Here is an 18,945-nt window from a genome sequence, read left to right as displayed (position 1 = left end):
CAGACCCAAGTAAAAGGTTTTTGGAGAGAGTTCGAGAGAACCTTTTTTACAAAAAGGTTCTCTCGATAAGATAACCACGGCGGAGGAAAGTCCGGACACTATAGGGCAGGGAGGTCGCTAACGGCGACCGGGGGCGACCCCAGGGATAAGGGCAACAGAAAGTAAACCGCCCCGCAAGGGGTAAGGGTGAAACGGCGGGGTAAGAGCCCGCCAGCGCGCCGGGCGACCGGCGCGGCTATGCAACCCCCTCCCGGTGCAAGGCCAAATAGGTCCCACTTACGGCGCTGCTCGCGTCTTCTCCGATGCCTCTTGTAGTATTGAGGAAACCTTTTTGTAAAAAGGTTTCCTCAAACTCCATCCAAAAACTTTCACCTTGTTTTGCGTGCCCCCATATGGGGGCACGCAAAACAACAAGGCAAAAGTCTTCGGAAGGGGGTCCGGGGGGAAACCCTTCTACAGAAGGGTTTCCCCCGGTACCACAAGAGGCATCGGAAGGTGGGACGGGTTGGCTGCTCGAGGTAAGCGGCAACGCTTATCCCAGATAAATGGCCGTTACCCTGCAAGGGGGACAGAATCCGGCTTACAGAGGCCTCCGTATTTTTTCTTTTCCGCAGTTTATTTCGGAGTATTTTTTCTTTTTTCCCCGGAAGTATTTTTCCTGCTAAAAAAACATGTTTTTTGCCTGCAAAAGGCATGGCACTTCTCTGTCCACAGCTTATCCACAGATATCAAAAAAAACCTTGACAAAACAATGGAATCGGAATATAGTTAGCGAAAAGTGGTATAGAGTGGTATATAGTGTTATGAAAAAGGGGTTTGGTGGAATAGAGGGGAAATAACCAATGTTTCGCGGAAGATACGAACATACACTTGACGCCAAGGGAAGGTTGAGCATTCCTTCGCGGTTTCGCGAGGAGCTGACCGAGAATTACGACGGACGTCTTGTCATCACCACTTTCGACAGTTGTCTCATCGCATATCCTTATCAGGAGTGGCGAGTGCTGGAAGAGCGTATCGCCGGGCTACCTGAGTTCAAAAAAGATACGAGGGCGTTTCTTCGGTTCTTTTATTCGAGCGCTGCCGATTGTCCAATTGACAAGCTCGGCCGTATTCTTATTCCGCAGCCGCTAAGGGATTACGCGAAGCTCGATAAGGACGTTGTCCTTGTCGGCGCCTTTAAGCAGTTCGAGGTATGGAGTAAGGCAATGTGGGACGTTGCAGAAGCGTCCGCCTCCAAAGAGGACATTGCTTCCATACTCGAGCGTTTGGGCATATAGCGTGAACGAATCTGTTTCCAGGGCCCACATTCCCGTGATGGCGCGGGAAGTTTCTGCCCTCATGCAGGCCAGGCCGGGCGGCGTCTATGTGGACGCAACGCTCGGCGCCGGGGGGCATGCGGCGGATATGCTTCGTAGCTCTTCGCCCGATGGCCGCGTAATCGGGTTCGATGTCGATGAGGATGCGATAACAGAGGCTAAAAAGATCTTAAATGAGTTCGCCGGGCGCGTGACCATAGTGAGAGAAAGCTACGTGAACATGAGAGAAGAACTTACAAAGCTTGGAATTGAAAAGGTCGACGGCGTGCTTTTTGATTTCGGCACTTCCTCGATGCAGATGGACGACGCCAAAAGAGGTTTCAGTTTCCGCTTTGACGAGATGCTGGATATGAGGATGGACAATAGAGGCGGGCTTACGGCATACGATGTCGTTAACACTTACGGCGTAGAAGAGCTTACGCGCGTATTCAGGGATTACGGCGAGGAGAGAAGGGCCTCTGCCATAGCGAGGGCCATAGTGAGGCAGAGAGAGGGCGCGCCAATAAGGACCACGGCAGCACTTTCGAGGATAGTCGAGGCCTCGTACCCGCCCTCTTACATGAGGAAAGAAAAGATACATCCTGCCACAAGGGTATTTCAGGCGATAAGGATAGAGGTGAATAACGAACTCGGTAACGTGAAGGCCGGGCTTGATGCCGCATTAGGGGTCTTGAAGGGTGGCGGCAGGCTTATTGCCATATCGTTTCATTCGCTCGAAGACAGGATTGTGAAGGAGAGGTTTCGCTCTCTTATCTCTCCGTGCGCTTGTCCGAGGGATTTGCCTGTGTGTGCGTGCGGGAAAAAGCCTGTTGTGGCGGCGCTTACGAAAAAGGCGCTTACGGCCTCCGAGGATGAAGTGAATTCCAACCCGAGGGCAAGAAGCGCCAAGCTTCGCGCCGTTGAAAAACTTTGAGGAGAGAGTAAACGCGATGGCCACTGCGGTAGGGCGTATAAACGGAGCGAAAATAAGGCGGGGTGAGGCGGGGGTACTTACGGGGCAGGACGTGAAGCTCAGGAGGAATTTAAAGGACCTGGGCTTTTTCTACACCGCGGCCCTGACGGCCTTTATCGTGGTCGTTGCCGGGCTCTTTATACTCTGGAGCCGTCTTGTGGTTGTGGACCTTGGCTACGAGATGTCGAGGCTAAGCGATGCGCGCGGCGTGGAGATGGAGAAAAACAAGCGTCTTAAGTTCGAACTCATGCGGCTTAAATCCCCGCAGAGGCTCGAGACCATGGCATCGAAGGAACTGGGGCTTGTGTACCCGACCCCTAAACAGATAGTCCAATTAAGGTGATGGCAAAGGGATTTAGCATAAGGGGCTGGAGGTTCAAGGCCGTGGCTTTGGGGGCAGGGCTTTTGTTTGCCGCCCTTCTCTGGCGCGCCTTCGAGCTTCAGGTGATAGACGGCGGAAAGCTTAGCAAGCGCGCCGCAACGCAGCAGCTTGCGACACTCGACATACCGCTTAAGCGCGGCGGCATATACGACAGAAACGGCGCGGAGCTTGCCGTAAGCATGGATGTCACTTCGGTCTACGCGCGTCCCGGAGAGGTGGAGAACGCGTCGAGCGCGGCAAAGAGCCTCTCGAAGGTGCTGACGGTGGAGAAGAGCGAACTCAAAAAAGGGCTTTCTTCAGACAAGGGCTTTGTGTGGTTGAAGCGCCAGATAGATCTTTCCGGCGACGCAGCCGAGTTCGTTGATTCGGTAGACGGCGTAGGCATCGTGAAGGAAGGCAGGAGGTTTTACCCCAACGGCAGGCTCCTTGCCAATGTCATCGGGTTTTCCGGCGTTGACATGAAGGGGTTGGAAGGCATAGAGAGCGCGTACAATAAGCGCCTTAGCGGTATACCGAGAAAGGTAAGGACAGCAAAGGACGCAACCGGCAGGGCGCTTTTATATGAGGACATAGAGACCGGAGTGCAGGGTAGCGACCTGGTGCTTACCATAGACAAGAACATTCAGTATATAGCTGAGAAGGCCCTTGCCTCGACGGTTTCCGATTACAACGCAAAAGGCGGCTCGGTAATCGTGATGGAGCCGTTTAGCGGAGAAATACTGGCAATGGCCAATTTGCCGACATTCGACCCAAACGAGTTCAAGTCCTATTCGAGCGCAGCGTGGCGTAACGGCGCCGTTGCCGATACCTTCGAGCCCGGTTCGACCATGAAGGTGTTTTTGATGGCCGGCGCCATGGAGGAAGGGGCTGTTAAGCCGGCCGACAGGTTCTTTTGCGAGAACGGCTCATACAAGGTGCGCGACAGGGTTTTTCATGACTCGAAAAAGCACGGCTGGCTCACCGCCGCAGAGGTAATAAAGAATTCGAGCAACATAGGCGCGATAAAAATGGCAAACAAGCTCGGCAAGAACAGGTACTACGGGTACCTGACGGCCTTCGGGTTTGGCGATAAGACCGGCATAGACATAAACGGCGAGCAGGGCGGCAACATAGGCGAGCTTAAGAACTGGAGCGACGTTAAGTTCTCGACCGCTTCGTTTGGCCACGGCATATCGACCTCGCCTCTGCAATTGGTGACCGCTGTTTCTGCGATAGCCAACGGCGGTTATCTTATGAAGCCTCATCTTGTAAAGTCCGTAAAGGGGATTGACGGGGCCGTAAGCGAGGATTTTTATCCGACTGTCTTAAGGCGCGTCATATCGGAAAGTACCGCGGCGACCACTACGAAGATAATGCAAAGCGTTACGGCCGAGGGCGGCACCGGAGTGCTGGCGAACTTTGCCGAAGAATTCCCGGTTGCGGGAAAAACCGGAACAGCGCAAAAGCCCGACCACAAAAACGGCGGGTACATGAAGGATAAGTATGTCGTTTCGTTTTTGGGGTTTGTTCCGGCAAACGACCCGAAGATAGCGATAATTGTCGTCGTGGACGAGCCGAAGAAGGGCGATATCTACGGCGGCACGATAGCGGCGCCTGCGTTTAGCGATATTGCCAGGGAAACGCTCTCGTACATGGGCGTTACGCCAAAGGCAGCAAAGCCGCGCGTTGATATGGCCAAGACAGACAAGCCCTTCAAGGTGGTAAATGCCGCGTATACGGCGGAAGGCGGCTCTCTGGTTTCCTATGTTGCGCCGTCAAAGGGTGTGGTGCCGGATTTTACCGGGCTTACGCTTAGAGCGGCTCTCAAGGTTGCAAGAGAGAGTTCAATAGAGATAAAAGTTAGCGGCACGGGCAAGGCCGTAACGCAGAGCCACGTCCCTGGCGCGGTCGTAAAGGACGGCGATAAGGTCGCCGTTAGTTTTAAATAAAAGGGTATCGATGATGCTAAATGAGATCATAACCGCGTTAAAACAAGGCTCGTACGAGCTAAAGGGCGACTCCGGCGTGGAGATAACAGGCATAAAGTACGATTCGAGGAACGTTATAAAGGGAGACATGTTCTTTGCCCTGAAGGGCCAGCACGCCGACGGCGTAAAGTTCGTGGACGCCGCACTTAAGGCCGGGGCCGCAGCGATTGCAGTTGAAAACGGCGTAAATATCAGCGCAAAGGTTCCGGTGCTTTCCGTGCGCGATGCAAAGAGCGCGCTCGCACGGTGCGCCGCCAGGTTCTACGGCGAGCCTTCTAAGAAGATGAAGCTCGTAGGCGTTACAGGCACGAACGGCAAGACGACGATAACGTACCTTATGGAGTCGATATTCGGAGCCGCCGCGCTAAGCTCAGGCGTAATCGGCACTGTAAATTACAGGTATGCGGGTAATGTGATAGATGCGCCGCACACTACACCTCTGGCAGTCGAGCTTCAGTGGCTTCTTTCGAATATGGCGCAGTCCGGGGTTTCGCACTGCGTGATGGAGGTTTCATCTCATGCGGTGGAGGAGAGAAGGGTCGAGGCCTGCGCGTTCGTGGCAAAGATATTTACCAACCTTACGCCCGAGCACCTCGATTACCACAAAAACATGGACGAGTACTTCATAGCAAAGGCAAAGCTCTTTATTGCTGAGGAATCGTTTGGCAAGGGCTCTGCCGTCATAAATATAGACGATGAGTGGGGTAAAAAGCTCGCTGTCATGGTAAAGGGCGCGATAACGTACTCAATCGAGGCAAAAGGCGCGTCCATCAGGCCAAGGAGCTATAGCGTAAGCTCTTCTGGCATCAAGGCCGAGGTCGAGAGCCCGTGGGGCAACTTTAGGGTTGATACCGTAATGACCGGCGAGCATAACCTTTATAACATCATGGCTGCGGCAGGAGCGGCGTTCTCGCTTGGCATTTCGGCAAGGAACATCGAGGCAGGCATAAGGAACTTGAAAAACGTCCCCGGCAGGCTCGAGCGCGTTTCTCCGGAGAGCGGCGTTTGGGCGTATGTTGATTACGGCCATACATCCGACGCTCTCGAGAGAACGCTAAAGGTTTTAAGGAAGCTTACCGATGAGAGAGGTAAAAGGCTTGTAACGGTATTCGGCTGCGGCGGTAACCGTGACCGCACAAAGAGACCGCGGATGGGCAAGGCAGCGATCGAGCTCTCGGACTTTACAATCGTTACCTCCGATAACCCGAGGGACGAGGACCCCGGCGATATCATAGCCGAGGTCGAGACAGGGATGACAGGGGCAAAAAAGTTTTCCTCTGCGCCGCAAGGCCCGGAAAAAGGGTACATGGCCGTAGTCGACAGGAAAGAGGCCTTGAAGGCAGCGGTCATGCTCATTACAGATGGCGATACGCTTCTTGTCGCTGGCAAGGGCCACGAGGACTACCAGATAGTAAAGGGCGTTAAGCACCACTTCGACGACAGAGAGGAGCTACGTGCGATACTCGGCTCTCGTAAACGCTGCTGATGAACGTAATACCTCAAAAGGGCCTTATAAGGTGAAGCTTTCGGTTCGCGACATATTGAAGGCGTCTTCAGGAAGCCTTGTCTCGGGAGATGAGTCGGCCAGGGTCGAGAGCTTTTCTACCGACAGCCGCACTATCAAGGGCGGCGAGATGTTTTTTGCTCTAAGGGGAGTAAACCACGACGGCCACGACTTTGCTGCCACTGCGGCAAAGGCAGGCGCTGAGTGGGTGGTGGTTGACGAGCGTTTTGCCGCATCAGAGGGCGCTATGGCGCTAAGGGCGGCAGGCTCGGGCGTGATAGTGGTGGCAGATACGTTAACTGCCCTGGGCGCAGCCGCCAGGCTGTCGAGAAAGAGCTCCAAGGCAAAGGTCATGGCAATTACCGGGAGCGCGGGTAAGACCACTACAAAGGACATGACAGCCGCGATACTTTCGAGGTCCAGAAAGACGCTAAAGACAGAGGGTAACTTGAATAACCTTATCGGGTTGCCGTTAACGCTCTTTAGGCTTACCGAGGACGACGAAGCCGCTGTGATAGAGCTTGGCATCAGCATTCCAGGAGAGATGGAAAAGCTTGCCTCCATATGCGCGCCGGACGTAGCGCTTGTAACCAACATCGGCATGTCGCATCTTGAGGGGCTAAAGACCAGGGAGATGGTTGCCGAGGAAAAACTCAAGCTCTTCATGTCGCTTAAAAAGGGCGGGGTAAGGGTAGTGAATATGGACGACGATTATATACGCGCCTTTGTCGAGAAGTACGGCCGCGCAAGAAGCGACGTTACCTTCGCCATGAGAGACGGCGCGGATGTTGTCATAAAAGGGTATTCGAGGGTAAACGGCACGCTTTTAGCCTCGTACTCGGTCGGGGGCGAGCATGTGGAAGTAAAGTACCCTTCGCCGCTTGTCTCTAACGCGCAAAACGGGGCAGCGGCAATGGCCGCGTCTCTCTGTTACGGCGTTTCCCTCTCTGACATGGCCGAGGCGCTTTCAACCTACGTGCCTGCGAAGGGCAGGATGGCCGTTGTAAAGCTTGTAGGAGTAACGCTCCTTGACGATACTTACAACGCGAACCCGGAGAGCATGAAGGCCGCGCTAAAGACCATGAGCTCTTATTCGGGAAGAAAGATAGTAATATCCGGCGACATGCTCGAGCTTGGCGCTCTTTCCGCCTCGCTCCATGAAGAGGTAGGCTCGTTTATGGCAGAGTCCGGAGTTAACGAGATAATAGCAACCGGCAGTTTTGCCTCGAGCGTTATTGACGGCGCGCTAAAGGCCGGGATGCCCTCGAAGAATGCCAGTGTGGTCTCCGGTAACGCAGAGGCCGCGGCAGCCCTGCTCGAGATGGTTTCCGAAGGCGACGTCATACTGGTAAAAGGCTCGCGCGGCATGCGCATGGAAGAGGTCGTAAATAAGCTAAAGGAGAAATTGAGTTAGATGCTTTATCATCTTTTATATCCGCTTGCCAAGTACCATACGGTCTTCAACGTGTTCCAGTACATCACGTTTAGGACCATATATGCGGCCGTGACGGCGCTTGTCGTGTGCCTGGTGTTCGGGCCGTACCTGATAAACAAATTAAAGCTCATGCAGGTGGCAGAGGTCGTTAGAGACGACGGCCCCGCGACCCACTTTATAAAGGCAGGCACTCCGACCATGGGAGGCGCGCTCATCATAATAGCGGCCATAGGCTCGGTGCTTCTCTGGGGTAACCTTCTTAACAGGTACGTCTGGGTGCTTATATTCGTAACGCTTGGCATGGCTGTTATCGGCTACATAGACGATTACAGGAAGGTGATACTTAAAGATAAGAAGGGGCTTAGGCCAAAGCCAAAGTACCTGGCGCAGTTCGGCGTTGCCCTTGCCGCGGCATTGTATCTTTACTTTACCGGGTTCGATACCTCTATCACCATGCCGTTTTTTAAGAATGTCAAGATAGAGCTTGGCGTGTTTTATATCCCGTTCGTGGTGCTTGTGATAACCGGGGCATCCAATGCCGTTAACCTCACAGACGGCCTTGACGGCCTCGCAATCGGCCCGACGATAATATCTGCGGCAACGTATCTGCTCCTTGCCTATATAGTCGGGCATGTGAAGATTGCCAATTATCTTCAGATAATGCATGTCCCGGGGGCCGGCGAGATGGCGGTCTTCGCAGGCGCGCTTGTAGGAGCAAGCCTCGGGTTCCTCTGGTTTAATACGTACCCGGCGCAGGTCTTTATGGGTGATATCGGAGCGCTCTCGCTTGGAGGCTCTCTTGGCACACTTGCGATAATAACCAAGAATGAGGTGCTCCTTGTGATAGTCGGAGGCGTGTTCGTGCTCGAGGCCTTGAGTGTCATAGTGCAGGTCGCGTCCTTCAAGCTCACGGGTAAGCGCGTTTTCAGGATGGCGCCCATACACCACCACTTCGAGCTTAAGGGATGGGCCGAGCCCAAGATAATTGTCAGGTTCTGGATAATCTCGATACTTCTCGCCCTGGTGGCGATAAGCACGCTTAAGCTGAGATAGGCAATGGACGGCGTTTTTAAAAAGAAGCTGCAGTATCTTATAGGGAAAAGGGCCTTCGTGGTTGGGCTTGGCGTAACAGGGAGTTCGGTCGCGGCTTTTCTTGCAGAGAACGGCATGAAGGTCTCGGCTGCAGATGATAAGCCAAGGGAAAAGCTAAAGGCCGTAGACGAGCTCGAAAGGCTTGGCGTAAAGGTAGAGACAGGCGGCATACCGAAAAAGTGTTTTGAGGATGCCGAGTTCATAGTGGTAAGCCCCGGGGTGGACGCAAGGGGCGGCGCCTACGAAGAGGCAAGAAGGCGCGGCGTTGAGGTGGTAAGCGACATAGAGCTTGCCTCGAGGATGATAGAGGAGCCGGTTGTGGCAATCACCGGCACGAACGGCAAGTCCACAGTAACGACACTTGTTTCCCTGGCGCTTGAGAAGAGCGGGAAAAAGGTTTTTACAGGCGGCAACATCGGCAACCCTGTGATGAAGTACTTTGAGAGGCCGGAGGGAGGCTACGATGCCTGCGTACTCGAGATAAGCAGCTTTCACCTGGAGAACGTAAAGGAATTCAGGCCGCGCGTTGCAGTGATGTTGAATATTACCGAGGACCATCTTGACAGGTACTCGGGCTTCGATGAGTATGCAAGGGTAAAGTTCGAGGTATTTAAGAAACAGGGTCCTTCGGATTTTGCGGTGGTGAATGCCGGCGACGCAGTCAGCGTAAGGATGCTAAGAGAGACGAAGATGGGGGCCGAGGTCGTAAGGTACTCGGTCAAGGAAGAGCTTAAGGAAGGCGTTTTTTTGAAGGGCGCGGAGATAGTGTTTAGACGGGGCGGAGTCGAGGAGAAGTACCCGACGGCGGGGATAAAACTGGCAGGTCTTCATAACATCGAAAACATCATGGCCGTTATCGCGGCATCTCGCGTAAGCGGCGCACGAAAGGAGGCAGTGATGGAAGCGATATACCAGTTCGGGGGTTTGCCGCACAGAATGGAGTTCGTAAGGGAGCTTAACGGGGTTAAGTACTATAACGACTCGAAGGGCACGAATGTGGGTTCTTTATACAGCGCCCTTAGCGGCTTTGCGGCAAACGGCACGCCGCGTCTTATCGTCATAGCAGGAGGCAAGGATAAGGGCGGCGATTACGGCGTTCTTAAAGAGACCATAAAAGGCCGCGTAAAGCTCATGGTCGTAATCGGAGAGGCAAAGGAAAAGATAATAGATGCGCTTGGACGCTCAACCGACATGATACGCGCAGACGGGATCGAAGAGGCCGTGATCATAGCCTTTGCCAACGCGAAGCGCGGCGATACGGTGCTCCTTTGCCCGGCGTGCTCGAGCTTCGACATGTTCAAGAACTACGAAGAACGCGGCATGATTTTCAGGAGGCTCGTTGAGGAGCTTTAGGACGTGTAACGCACGGAAAGCGGAGACGTTGTGATAAGCGAGAGGGATTCGGACAGGATTCTCATAGTATCGGTTCTTTTGCTCGTGAGTGTGGGCGTTGTCATGGTGCTCTCGACGAGCTATGTCGTCGCGCTAAAGCGCGTTGGCGATGAGTACTATTACGTAAAAAAGCATCTCGTATTCGTGTTCATGGGGCTCTCGCTCTTTGTGGCGGGCTCAAGGATACCGTATCACATATACAGAAAGCTTGCGTATCCGCTTCTTATAGTTGCGGCAATATGTCTGGCCCTGGTGCTTATTCCTGGCATAGGGCACAAGGTCGGAGGGGCAAGGCGCTGGCTTGGTGTTGCGGGGTTCACGTTCCAGCCCTCAGAGCTTGCGAAGTTCGCAACGGTTGTGTTCCTTGCGTACTCGCTCGAGGCGAAGAAAGATTATATTCAGAAATTTTCAACAGGGTTTTTGCCAAACATCATTATCCCGGGCGCGCTGCTTGGGCTCATAGTAATCGAGCCCGATCTTGGCACCACGGTTACGATAGCCATGATAGTGGGCATCATGTGTTTCGTTGGAGGCGTGAGGCTTTCCCATATGGCTTTAATCGGCGCGGCAGGCGCATGCGCGGCATTGTTCGTGATAAGCAAGTTTGCGTACATGAAAACGCGCATCCTTGTGTTCCTTGACCCATGGAAGTACCCGGACGGCGCAGGGTTCCAGACCATACAGTCGTTTCTGGCCTTCGGCTCCGGCGGGATATCGGGGGTCGGGCTTGGCGACGGCAAACAGAAATTATTCTATCTGCCCGAGGCACATACGGACTATATATTTTCGGTAATAGGCGAGGAGACAGGGCTTTTAGGCGTGATGTTCGTCGTGGTGCTTTACGCAGCGATACTTGTAAGCGGCTTAAAAATTGCGGCAAAGACGCGCGACGCCTTCGGCTCGTACCTCGCACTCGGTATAACCTTGATGCTGGTACTCCAGGCCGCCATCAACATGGCAGTTGTCATGGGCGCGCTTCCGCCAAAGGGGCTGCCGCTGCCGTTTATAAGCTACGGTGGCACGTCCCTTCTGATGAGCCTTTTTGCAGCGGGCGTGCTCTTAAACGTATGTATCAGGGGGAATGAGGCATGAGGTTCGTAATCGCAGGCGGAGGCACCGGGGGCCATCTTTTTCCGGCGATTGCGCTGGCAGATGAGTTCAAAAGGCGTGATTCTTCGAGCGAGATAGTGTTTGTAGGCACCGATAGAGGTATAGAGGCCCGTGTCGTTCCGGCCAGGGGCTACAGGCTCATTACCCTCAAGGTCGGAGGGCTTAAGCAGACAAGGGGGATAAGGAAGTTGGCCGCGCTCTTTAACGCCTTTACTGCGACGATAAAGAGCATGAGCTTTTTACGCAAGTTCAAACCCAACGGAGTTATCGGAAGCGGCAGTTATTCCTCTGGCCCTGTGGTGCTTGCGGCAAGGCTTCTTGGCATAAAGACAGCGATACTCGAGCAGAACGCGTACCCCGGGCTGACAAACAGGATACTTGGCCGGTTTGCCGGGAAGGTCTACATAGCATTCGATGAGGCAGCCAGGTTCTTTCCGGCCTGGAGAAGCGTGCTTGCCGGTAATCCCGTAAGAAGGGAAATCGCGCTTGCAAGGGGCGAGAGAAAGAGGAGCGACAGGCTTACTCTCTTTGTCTTCGGCGGAAGCCAGGGCGCTACCGCCGTGAACGCGGCCTTCATAGACGCGGCAGAGCACCTTGCCGACATCTGGGGCAGGCTGGATGTCGTGCACCAGACAGGGGATGCTGGGTTCGATCTTGCGAAGGAAGCGTACGGGAGAAAGAATTTGAATGTCGAGCTCCATAAGTTCATAGACGACATGGCCTCGGCATACTCTAAATGCGATTTGATAGTATGCCGCGCAGGCGCTACGAGCATAGCCGAAATCACAGCCGTTGGCATTGCGTCGATACTTATACCGTATCCTTTTGCAGCAGATTCGCACCAGGACTTTAATGCCGCAGCGCTTGAGCGAAACGGCGCGGCCATTGTCATAAAGCAGCACGAGCTTACGGGGCTGACACTTGCAAATGTAATAAGAAGGCTCGTCGACAACCCGGAAGAGCTTAGAAGGATAAGAGAGGCTGCTAAGGCAATGGCAAGACCAAAGGCAGCGGAAACCATAGCCGACGACTTCGGGAAGTTTATCATGGGAAGGGCAAGGTAAGACATGTACAGAGGGAAGATAAATAAAATTCACTTTATCGGCATTGGCGGTAGCGGCATGAGCGGCATAGCCGAGGTGCTCCTGAACATGGGCTACTCGGTCTCGGGCTCGGACATGGCCGACACGGCCGTTACAAAACGGCTTGCCGGGCTCGGGGCAAAGGTGTTCAAAGGGCATGCCGGCGAAAACGTGAAGGGTGTGGACTGTGTGGTTTATTCGTCTGCTGTAAAGGCCGACAACCCGGAGGTAGTGGAGGCCGTGAGGGCCCAGATACCGGTAATCCCGAGAGCCGAGATGCTTGCCGAGCTTATGCGTCTTAAGTACGGCATAGCAATAGGCGGCACGCACGGCAAGACGACCACTACGAGCATGGTGGCGACGGTGCTTGGCCACGCTGGCATGGACCCGACCGTTGTGACCGGAGGTAAGCTTAATTCCATTGGCGCAAACGCCAAGCTTGGCGGCGGGGATTTCCTCGTTGCCGAGGCTGATGAGAGCGATGGAAGTTTTCTAAAGCTATCGCCGACCATTACGGTCGTCACGAACATAGATAAGGAACACATGAACTATTACAGCGACATGGAGAGCGTGAAGAAGGCGTACCTCGAGTTCTTAAATAAAGTTCCGTTCTACGGCTTGAGTGTCGTGTGCCTCGACCACCCGGTATTGCAGGAGCTTTTACCAGGCATATCGAGGCGGCATATCACATACGGGCTCTCGGCGCAGGCAGAGGTCAGGGCCGTTGACATTACGCAGGAAGGCGGCAAGACGTCGTTTACGGTCGTTGCCTCGGGAGTAGAGCTTGGCAGGGTAACGCTTAAGATGCCGGGAGCGCATAATGCGACGAACGCCCTTGCGTGCGTGTGTGTGGCAATGGAGCTTGGCATAGATACGAAAAAGATACTCGAAGGGCTCGAGAGCTTTAAGGGCGTTGAGAGGCGATTTCAGGTAAAGGGCGAGGTTGGTGGCGTTACGGTCGTGGATGACTACGGCCACCATCCGGTCGAGATAAGGGCCGTTCTAAGGGCCATTAAGGACAACTGGAAAAGGCGTGCAATCGTTGCCTTTCAGCCGCACAGGCACTCGCGCACAGAGGAGCTTTTCATGGAATTCGTGACGGCCTTTAACGACGCCGATGCGCTCGTTATGACGGGTATCTACGCCGCAGGCGAGGAGCCAAGGCCCGGCGTAAGCGCCGAGAAGCTTTGCAAGGCGATAAAGGACCACGGCCATAGAAGTGTCGAGTGCGTTGGTTCTGTGGCGGATGTTCCGGGCGTTCTGGAAAAGATAGTGAAGCAGGGCGACATGGTCATAACGCTTGGCGCCGGTGACATATGGAAGGCAGGGGAGAAGTTCCTGGAGCTTTTGAAAACAGGAAAGGGCGCGTAGGCGATGCCTGAACAATTTCAATTGTTCTTTGTTCAGAAGTTCAAAGGCAAGGTGCTCTTTGGCGTGCCCATGAGCGAGTATACCTCGCTTGGCATCGGCGGGCCTGTGGACGCGATGGCGTTTCCAAAGGACGAGGCCGACCTTAAAGACATATTGTCCTTTGCGGCATCGAAGAAGTTCTCGGTATTCATACTCGGCGGAGGCACGAACCTCCTTGTGAGAGACAAAGGCATACGCGGCATAGTGGTGAACATGTGCGACGGGTTTAAGGACGTTACCTGGAACGAAGGCGGCTCGGTAGTTGTAGGAGCCGGGATGCGGCTCTCGACCCTTTCGCGCCACGCCTCAGAGAGAGAGCTTACCGGGCTCGAGTTCGCAAGCGGCATCCCCGGGACAATAGGCGGGGCCGTTGTGATGAATGCAGGGGCTTATGGCCGTGAAATGAAGGACGTTATAGAAGGCATCGAGATAATGGATTTTAAGGGTAAGAAAAAATTCGTGCAGGCAAAGGACATTGATTTTGGCTACAGAAGATCGAAGCTCGAGCCCGAGACCATAATAGTCAGGGCGCATCTTAGGCTCGTAAACGGGGATAAGGACGAGATAGAAGGGCTGATGAGCGAGTATAAGAAAAAACGAGAGACAACGAGCCCCATAAAGTGCCAGAACGCGGGCTCTGTGTTCAAGAACCCGGAGGGCATGAGTGCGGGTAAATTAATCGACGGTGCAGGGCTAAAGGGAGAGAAATCAGGCGGCGCCGAGATATCCAGCGTGCACGCCAATTACATAATAAACACCGGCAAGGCAAGGGCCAAGGACGTGCTTGCACTTATGGCCCTTATAAGGGACAAGGTGTACTCGAAAAACGGCGTACTGCTCGAGCCGGAGATAAAGGTCGTTGGAGAGGATTAGGATGCCGCTTGCTGGAAAAAATATGGCCGCGCTAAGAAGAAAGTTCAAGGCAAAAAAAATAGGCGTTCTTATGGGCGGGGTGTCGGAGGAAAGAGAGATCTCTCTTAGAAGCGGCACTTCCGTGCTTGGAGCTTTAAAAGAGCGCGGTTACAGGGCCGTTGCCATAGATACTGAGAAGGACGCTATAGCTAGGATAAGGAAGGCTGCCATAGACGTTGCCTTTATCGCCCTTCACGGACGCTACGGCGAGGACGGCATGATGCAGGGCACACTCGAGATGATGGGCATACCTTATACAGGCTCGGGCGTGATGGCCTGCGCTGTAGGCATGGACAAGGCGGCTGCAAAGGTGTTCTTTAAGGACTCTGGCGTTCCAACGCCCGGGTCTTACGTGGCTACCGGCAGCAGGGATAAAACGTTGCGCTTAAAGCTTCCGGTCATTGTAAAGCCCAACTCTCAGGGCTCGACCATAGGCGTAAGTGTGGTAAGAAAAAAGAGCGAGTATGCTGCGGCAGTATGCTTTGCGCTAAAGCACGGCACAGAGGCCATTGTCGAGGAGTTTGTCGAGGGTAGAGAGTTCACTGTTGCGGTGCTTGGTTCTACCGTATTTCCGGTAATAGAGATAAGGCCAAAGGCCGGGATATACGACTTCAAGGCAAAGTACGTAAAGGGCATGACCGAGTTCATAGTGCCGGCCAAACTCGCAGGGCCGGTTGAGCGCAAGGTAAAGGACGCGGCCCTTGGGGCATACGAATCGCTTGGGTGCTCGGGGGCGGCAAGGGTAGATGTGATGCTGGATAAAAAGAACAGGCCGTATGTGCTGGAAGTAAACACGTCGCCCGGGATGACCTCGCTTAGCCTTTTTCCAAAGGCAGCTGCGGCAGTGGGGCTTACGTATCCGGAGCTTGTCGAGAGGATGCTCTTTGCGGCATCGCTAAAGGGGAAGTAATGTTTGTATACAATAAAAAGAAGTTCAAGAGGAATGTAAGGCTTTCGGACACGGCCCCCGAGCGGCGTAAAAGGATTGCAGGGCGCGGCGTAAAGTTTCTTATTGTGGTGGTTGTTGGCGTTATCGCCGCGGTGTTTGGCTATAACGTGCGCGCGGAGCTGCTCTCGACGCCGGTGCTTGCCGTCGATAAGGTTACGCTCATAGGCGCAAAGCGGGTAAAGGATGGCGAGGTAGTGGAGCTGGGCGGCCTGTATGCCGGGCAAAACATACTTACTATTAATGTCGACGGCGTTGAGGCTGCCATAGCCTCTCACTCGTATGTCGAGAGCGCGAATGTAAGGCGCGTTTTCCCGTCGACCATAGAGGTGAGGATAACGGAGCATGTCCCGGCGCTCCTTGTGAAGGCAGGAGAGCTTTACGTGATGGACTCAAGCGGCGCGCTTTTCAAGAAATACGCTAACGACGACGCCCTCGATTTGCCGGTCGTTACGGGGTTCGAGTCGAGGCCCGAGTCTTTTGCAGCGGCCGCGCCGAGGCTACTTGAGCTTCTGGGCGCCCTTGCCGCATCAAGAAGCATAAAGCCGGAAATGGTCTCCGAGATACACTCGGACCCGGTCTACGGCTTTACGGTGCTCGTTCTTAACGATGCAGTGAAACTGGAGTTCGGAAGCGACGGGTTTGCGGAAAAAACAGAGTTGCTCGATAAGGTTATAGAGACAAGGGGAAAGACGTTTGTGGGCATAGAGTCAATTGACTTGAATAACAAGCGCGGCGCTGTCGTTAAGAGCGCGATAGCCGCCGCATAAGCGAAAGGGGGTAAGGATGGCAAAACGCGACAATCTCATAGTGGGGCTCGACATAGGCACTACGAAGATATGCGCCGTTGTCGGCGAGAGCACCCCCGATGGCGTGGAAATAATAGGCATAGGCACTCACCCTTCGAAGGGGCTTAGAAAGGGCGTGGTCGTGAATATCGAGAGCACTGTCGAGGCCACGAAAAAGGCCATCGAGGAGGCCGAGCTCATGGCCGGGTGCCAGATAAACACCGTGTACGCGGGTATATCGGGGTCGCACATAAGGGCCTTTAACAGTCACGGCGTCATAGCGGTTAAGAACGGCGAGATAGACAAGGCCGATGTCGACAGGGTCATTGAGGCTGCGCAGGCAATCGCCATACCGCCCGATAGAGAGGTCATACACATAATCCCTCAGGAGTACATCATAGACGAACAGGGCGGCATACAGGAACCAATCGGCATGAGCGGGATAAGGCTCGAGGTCAAGGTGCATATAGTCACGGCAGCGGTTACATCGGCGCAAAACATCATAAAGTGCGCCAATAAGGCAGGGCTCGATGTCGCAGACATCGCGCTCCAGCAGATAGCGTCGAGCGAGGCCGTGCTTACTCAGGACGAAAGGGACTTGGGGGTAGCGCTAATAGACATAGGCGGCGGCACAACCGACATAGCCATATTCCACGGCGGGCACATAAAGTACACGACGGTAATATCGCTTGGCGGCAACCAGGTCACCGGAGACATAGCCGTCGGGCTAAGGACCCCGACAGCGGACGCCGAGAAAATCAAGAAAAAGTACGGCCACGCGCTCGCCGCAGCCACAAGCGATACAGATACCTTCGAGGTCGTAAGTGTGGGAGGTCAAAAGCCGAGGACAGCCACAAAGCGGCTTCTTGCCGAGATAATAGAGCCGAGGATGGAGGAGATATTCGACCTTGCAAAACGGGAAATCGTGAAGGCAGGGTACGACGGCCTCATTCCTTCCGGCGTTGTCATAACCGGCGGCACCTCGGCCATAGAAGGCGCCCCGGAGCTTGCAGAGCAGGTATTTGGGCTTCCTGTAAGGCGCGGTATCCCGGGTAACCTCCTTGGGCTTGCCTCCCAGGTCGAGAACCCTATGTACTCAACAGCGGTCGGGCTTGTAAGGTACGGCATCAAGCACTCGGCGGTCATGCAGTTTAAGAGGGGCGGCGGCAAATCGTTTAACAAGATAATGTCGAGGATGCAGGGCTGGATGAAGGACTTTTTTTAGATAGAGAAGGGTTAACGGGCAGGGGGAGCTTTACATCGGGATTAGAACAATAAAACGCTAAACCAAAAGGAGGATATCATGGGTTTCGATCTGGCGGACAGTTTCAACAGAAGCGCGAGCATAAAGGTAATAGGGGTTGGCGGGTGCGGTGGTAACGCGCTCGATACGATGATAACCTACGGCATGGACGGTGTTACGTTCGTAGCAGCCAACACCGACAGCCAGGCTCTAAACGCCTCGCTCGCCGATATCAAGGTGCAGCTTGGCGCAAATCTCACGAAGGGCCTCGGAGCGGGCGCAAACCCGGAGGTCGGACGGGGCGCGGCTCTTGAAAGTAAGGAGCTTTTGATGGACGTGTGCCGAGGCGCGGATATGGTATTTATAACCGCGGGCATGGGCGGCGGAACAGGCACCGGAGCAGCGCCAATCGTCGCCGAGGCTGCAAAGGAGTGCGGCGCCCTGGTTGTTGCGGTTGTAACAAAGCCCTTTGCCTTCGAGGGCGGGAAAAAGGCGAAGCAGGCAGACGACGGGCTAAAGAGGTTAAAGGACGCTGTCGATACGGTCATCACCATACCGAACCAGAGGCTTCTCTCGGTTGCAATGAGGAACACCTCTCTAAAGGAGGCCTTCAAGAAGGCAGACGAAGTGCTTCTCCAGGCGGTAAAGGGCATTTCGGACGTAATCACGGTTCCGGGGCTTGTGAACGTGGACTTTGCCGACGTAAGGACCATCATGTCGGTCACCGGGCAGGCGCTTATGGGAAGCGGTGTTGCAAACGGAGACAGCCGAGGTGTTGATGCGGCAAAGCAGGCCATCTCGAGCCCGCTTCTTGAAGAGGTCTCCATAAAGGGCGCAAAGGGCGTGCTTATAAACGTCACAGGTTCTTCGAACCTTACGCTTACCGATATGAACGAGGCTTCGAGCCTTATTCACGAGGAGGCTCATCCGGACGCCAACATCATCATCGGCGCAGTAATAGACGAGACCATGGGCGACAACGTGCGTGTCACCGTCATTGCTACAGGGTTTGGCGCTGTTGAGACCGGTAAAAAGGCCGCTCCGGCAAGTGTTAACACGCGCGCCCTTGGCAACCTCGAAGTCCCGGCGATTTTAAGGCGGGAGATGAGGGCTGCGGCAAACGGCGCTCCGGTCGAGATAACACGTAACGACGTCGAGAGGGCGGTAAAGTTCGGCGGCGTGTACACAAGCGATGAGGATGTATACGATACCCCGGCCTTCCTTAGAAAGCAGGCGGATTGACGCTGCCTGGCGGGGCAATATTGGCGGCCGATTTCGTGTTTTTGGGCCATGTTACCCAATCGGGTAACATGCCTTGTTTGAGGGTTGACTTTTCGGAGGTTGGTAGTATTATTTTATATGGACAAGGGGCGGCGTGTATGCCGTTTCTGTGCTTGAAAGGAAAAGAGAAAGC

General features: G+C 54.3%; 16 protein-coding genes and 1 other RNA gene. All 17 read left to right on the top strand.

Translation table 11 applies throughout. The annotated features are described in order from the left end of the window. The first annotated feature begins 40 nt into the window (after positions 1 to 40). The 17 genes from rnpB (at position 41) to ftsZ (ending at position 18,773) form a co-directional block, all read left to right on the top strand. Positions 41 to 593: RNase P RNA component class A (gene rnpB, locus OEV59_07300), an RNA gene on the top strand. A 249-nt stretch (positions 594 to 842) separates the two neighbouring features. After that, entirely contained in the window at positions 843 to 1,277 is a 435-nt protein-coding gene (gene mraZ, locus OEV59_07295) for a division/cell wall cluster transcriptional repressor MraZ (protein ID MDH4227544.1), read from the top strand. Between the two features lie 37 nt (positions 1,278 to 1,314). Next, positions 1,315 to 2,229, top strand: a complete 915-nt coding sequence (gene rsmH, locus OEV59_07290) for a 16S rRNA (cytosine(1402)-N(4))-methyltransferase RsmH (protein ID MDH4227543.1) — start codon at positions 1,315 to 1,317, stop codon at positions 2,227 to 2,229. Continuing rightward, a complete protein-coding gene (locus tag OEV59_07285) occupies positions 2,216 to 2,611 on the top strand; it encodes a cell division protein FtsL (GenBank protein MDH4227542.1) in 396 nt (131 codons plus the stop codon). Before rsmH ends, OEV59_07285 begins: the two co-directional genes overlap by 14 nt. Then, positions 2,611 to 4,578, top strand: coding sequence for a transpeptidase family protein (locus tag OEV59_07280; protein ID MDH4227541.1), 1,968 nt, complete (start codon positions 2,611 to 2,613; stop codon positions 4,576 to 4,578). Before OEV59_07285 ends, OEV59_07280 begins: the two co-directional genes overlap by 1 nt. A 10-nt stretch (positions 4,579 to 4,588) precedes the next feature. Beyond that, positions 4,589 to 6,103 carry a UDP-N-acetylmuramoyl-L-alanyl-D-glutamate--2,6-diaminopimelate ligase gene (locus OEV59_07275; protein MDH4227540.1) on the top strand — a complete coding sequence of 505 codons (1,515 nt, stop codon included), beginning with the start codon at positions 4,589 to 4,591 and terminating at the stop codon, positions 6,101 to 6,103. Next, entirely contained in the window at positions 6,072 to 7,535 is a 1,464-nt protein-coding gene (locus OEV59_07270) for a UDP-N-acetylmuramoyl-tripeptide--D-alanyl-D-alanine ligase (protein ID MDH4227539.1), read from the top strand. The genes OEV59_07275 and OEV59_07270 overlap by 32 nt, the downstream gene beginning before the upstream one ends. After that, the gene (gene mraY, locus OEV59_07265) at positions 7,536 to 8,609 is read left to right on the top strand and encodes a phospho-N-acetylmuramoyl-pentapeptide-transferase (GenBank protein MDH4227538.1); all 1,074 of its coding nucleotides are present in this window, start codon (positions 7,536 to 7,538) and stop codon (positions 8,607 to 8,609) included. 3 nt (positions 8,610 to 8,612) lie between these two features. Continuing rightward, positions 8,613 to 10,001, top strand: a complete 1,389-nt coding sequence (murD, locus tag OEV59_07260) for a UDP-N-acetylmuramoyl-L-alanine--D-glutamate ligase (GenBank protein ID MDH4227537.1) — start codon at positions 8,613 to 8,615, stop codon at positions 9,999 to 10,001. 30 nt (positions 10,002 to 10,031) lie between these two features. Further along, positions 10,032 to 11,132, top strand: coding sequence for a putative lipid II flippase FtsW (gene ftsW / locus OEV59_07255; GenBank protein ID MDH4227536.1), 1,101 nt, complete (start codon positions 10,032 to 10,034; stop codon positions 11,130 to 11,132). Then, positions 11,129 to 12,214: an undecaprenyldiphospho-muramoylpentapeptide beta-N-acetylglucosaminyltransferase gene (gene murG, locus OEV59_07250; GenBank protein MDH4227535.1), complete on the top strand. Its 1,086-nt coding sequence runs from the start codon at positions 11,129 to 11,131 to the stop codon at positions 12,212 to 12,214. The genes ftsW and murG overlap by 4 nt, the downstream gene beginning before the upstream one ends. A 3-nt stretch (positions 12,215 to 12,217) precedes the next feature. Next, complete coding sequence (murC, locus tag OEV59_07245) at positions 12,218 to 13,603, top strand: UDP-N-acetylmuramate--L-alanine ligase (GenBank protein ID MDH4227534.1); 1,386 nt, start codon at positions 12,218 to 12,220, stop codon at positions 13,601 to 13,603. A 3-nt stretch (positions 13,604 to 13,606) separates the two neighbouring features. Next, a complete protein-coding gene (gene murB / locus OEV59_07240; protein ID MDH4227533.1) occupies positions 13,607 to 14,515 on the top strand; it encodes a UDP-N-acetylmuramate dehydrogenase in 909 nt (302 codons plus the stop codon). A 1-nt stretch (position 14,516) separates the two neighbouring features. After that, a complete protein-coding gene (locus OEV59_07235; protein MDH4227532.1) occupies positions 14,517 to 15,464 on the top strand; it encodes a D-alanine--D-alanine ligase in 948 nt (315 codons plus the stop codon). Continuing rightward, on the top strand, positions 15,464 to 16,270 hold the full coding sequence (locus tag OEV59_07230) for an FtsQ-type POTRA domain-containing protein (protein ID MDH4227531.1): 807 nt from the start codon (positions 15,464 to 15,466) through the stop codon (positions 16,268 to 16,270). Before OEV59_07235 ends, OEV59_07230 begins: the two co-directional genes overlap by 1 nt. Before the next feature lie 16 nt (positions 16,271 to 16,286). Beyond that, a complete protein-coding gene (gene ftsA, locus OEV59_07225) occupies positions 16,287 to 17,513 on the top strand; it encodes a cell division protein FtsA (GenBank protein MDH4227530.1) in 1,227 nt (408 codons plus the stop codon). 78 nt (positions 17,514 to 17,591) lie between these two features. After that, on the top strand, positions 17,592 to 18,773 hold the full coding sequence (gene ftsZ, locus OEV59_07220; protein MDH4227529.1) for a cell division protein FtsZ: 1,182 nt from the start codon (positions 17,592 to 17,594) through the stop codon (positions 18,771 to 18,773). Positions 18,774 to 18,945: the final 172 nt, after the last annotated feature.

Source organism: Deltaproteobacteria bacterium, assembly GCA_029858205.1.
Lineage (GTDB): Bacteria > Desulfobacterota > GWC2-55-46 > GWC2-55-46 > DRQE01 > JAOUFM01.
Note: the sequence above shows the minus strand (reverse complement) of the source record. Positions and strands in the feature narration are given on the sequence as shown.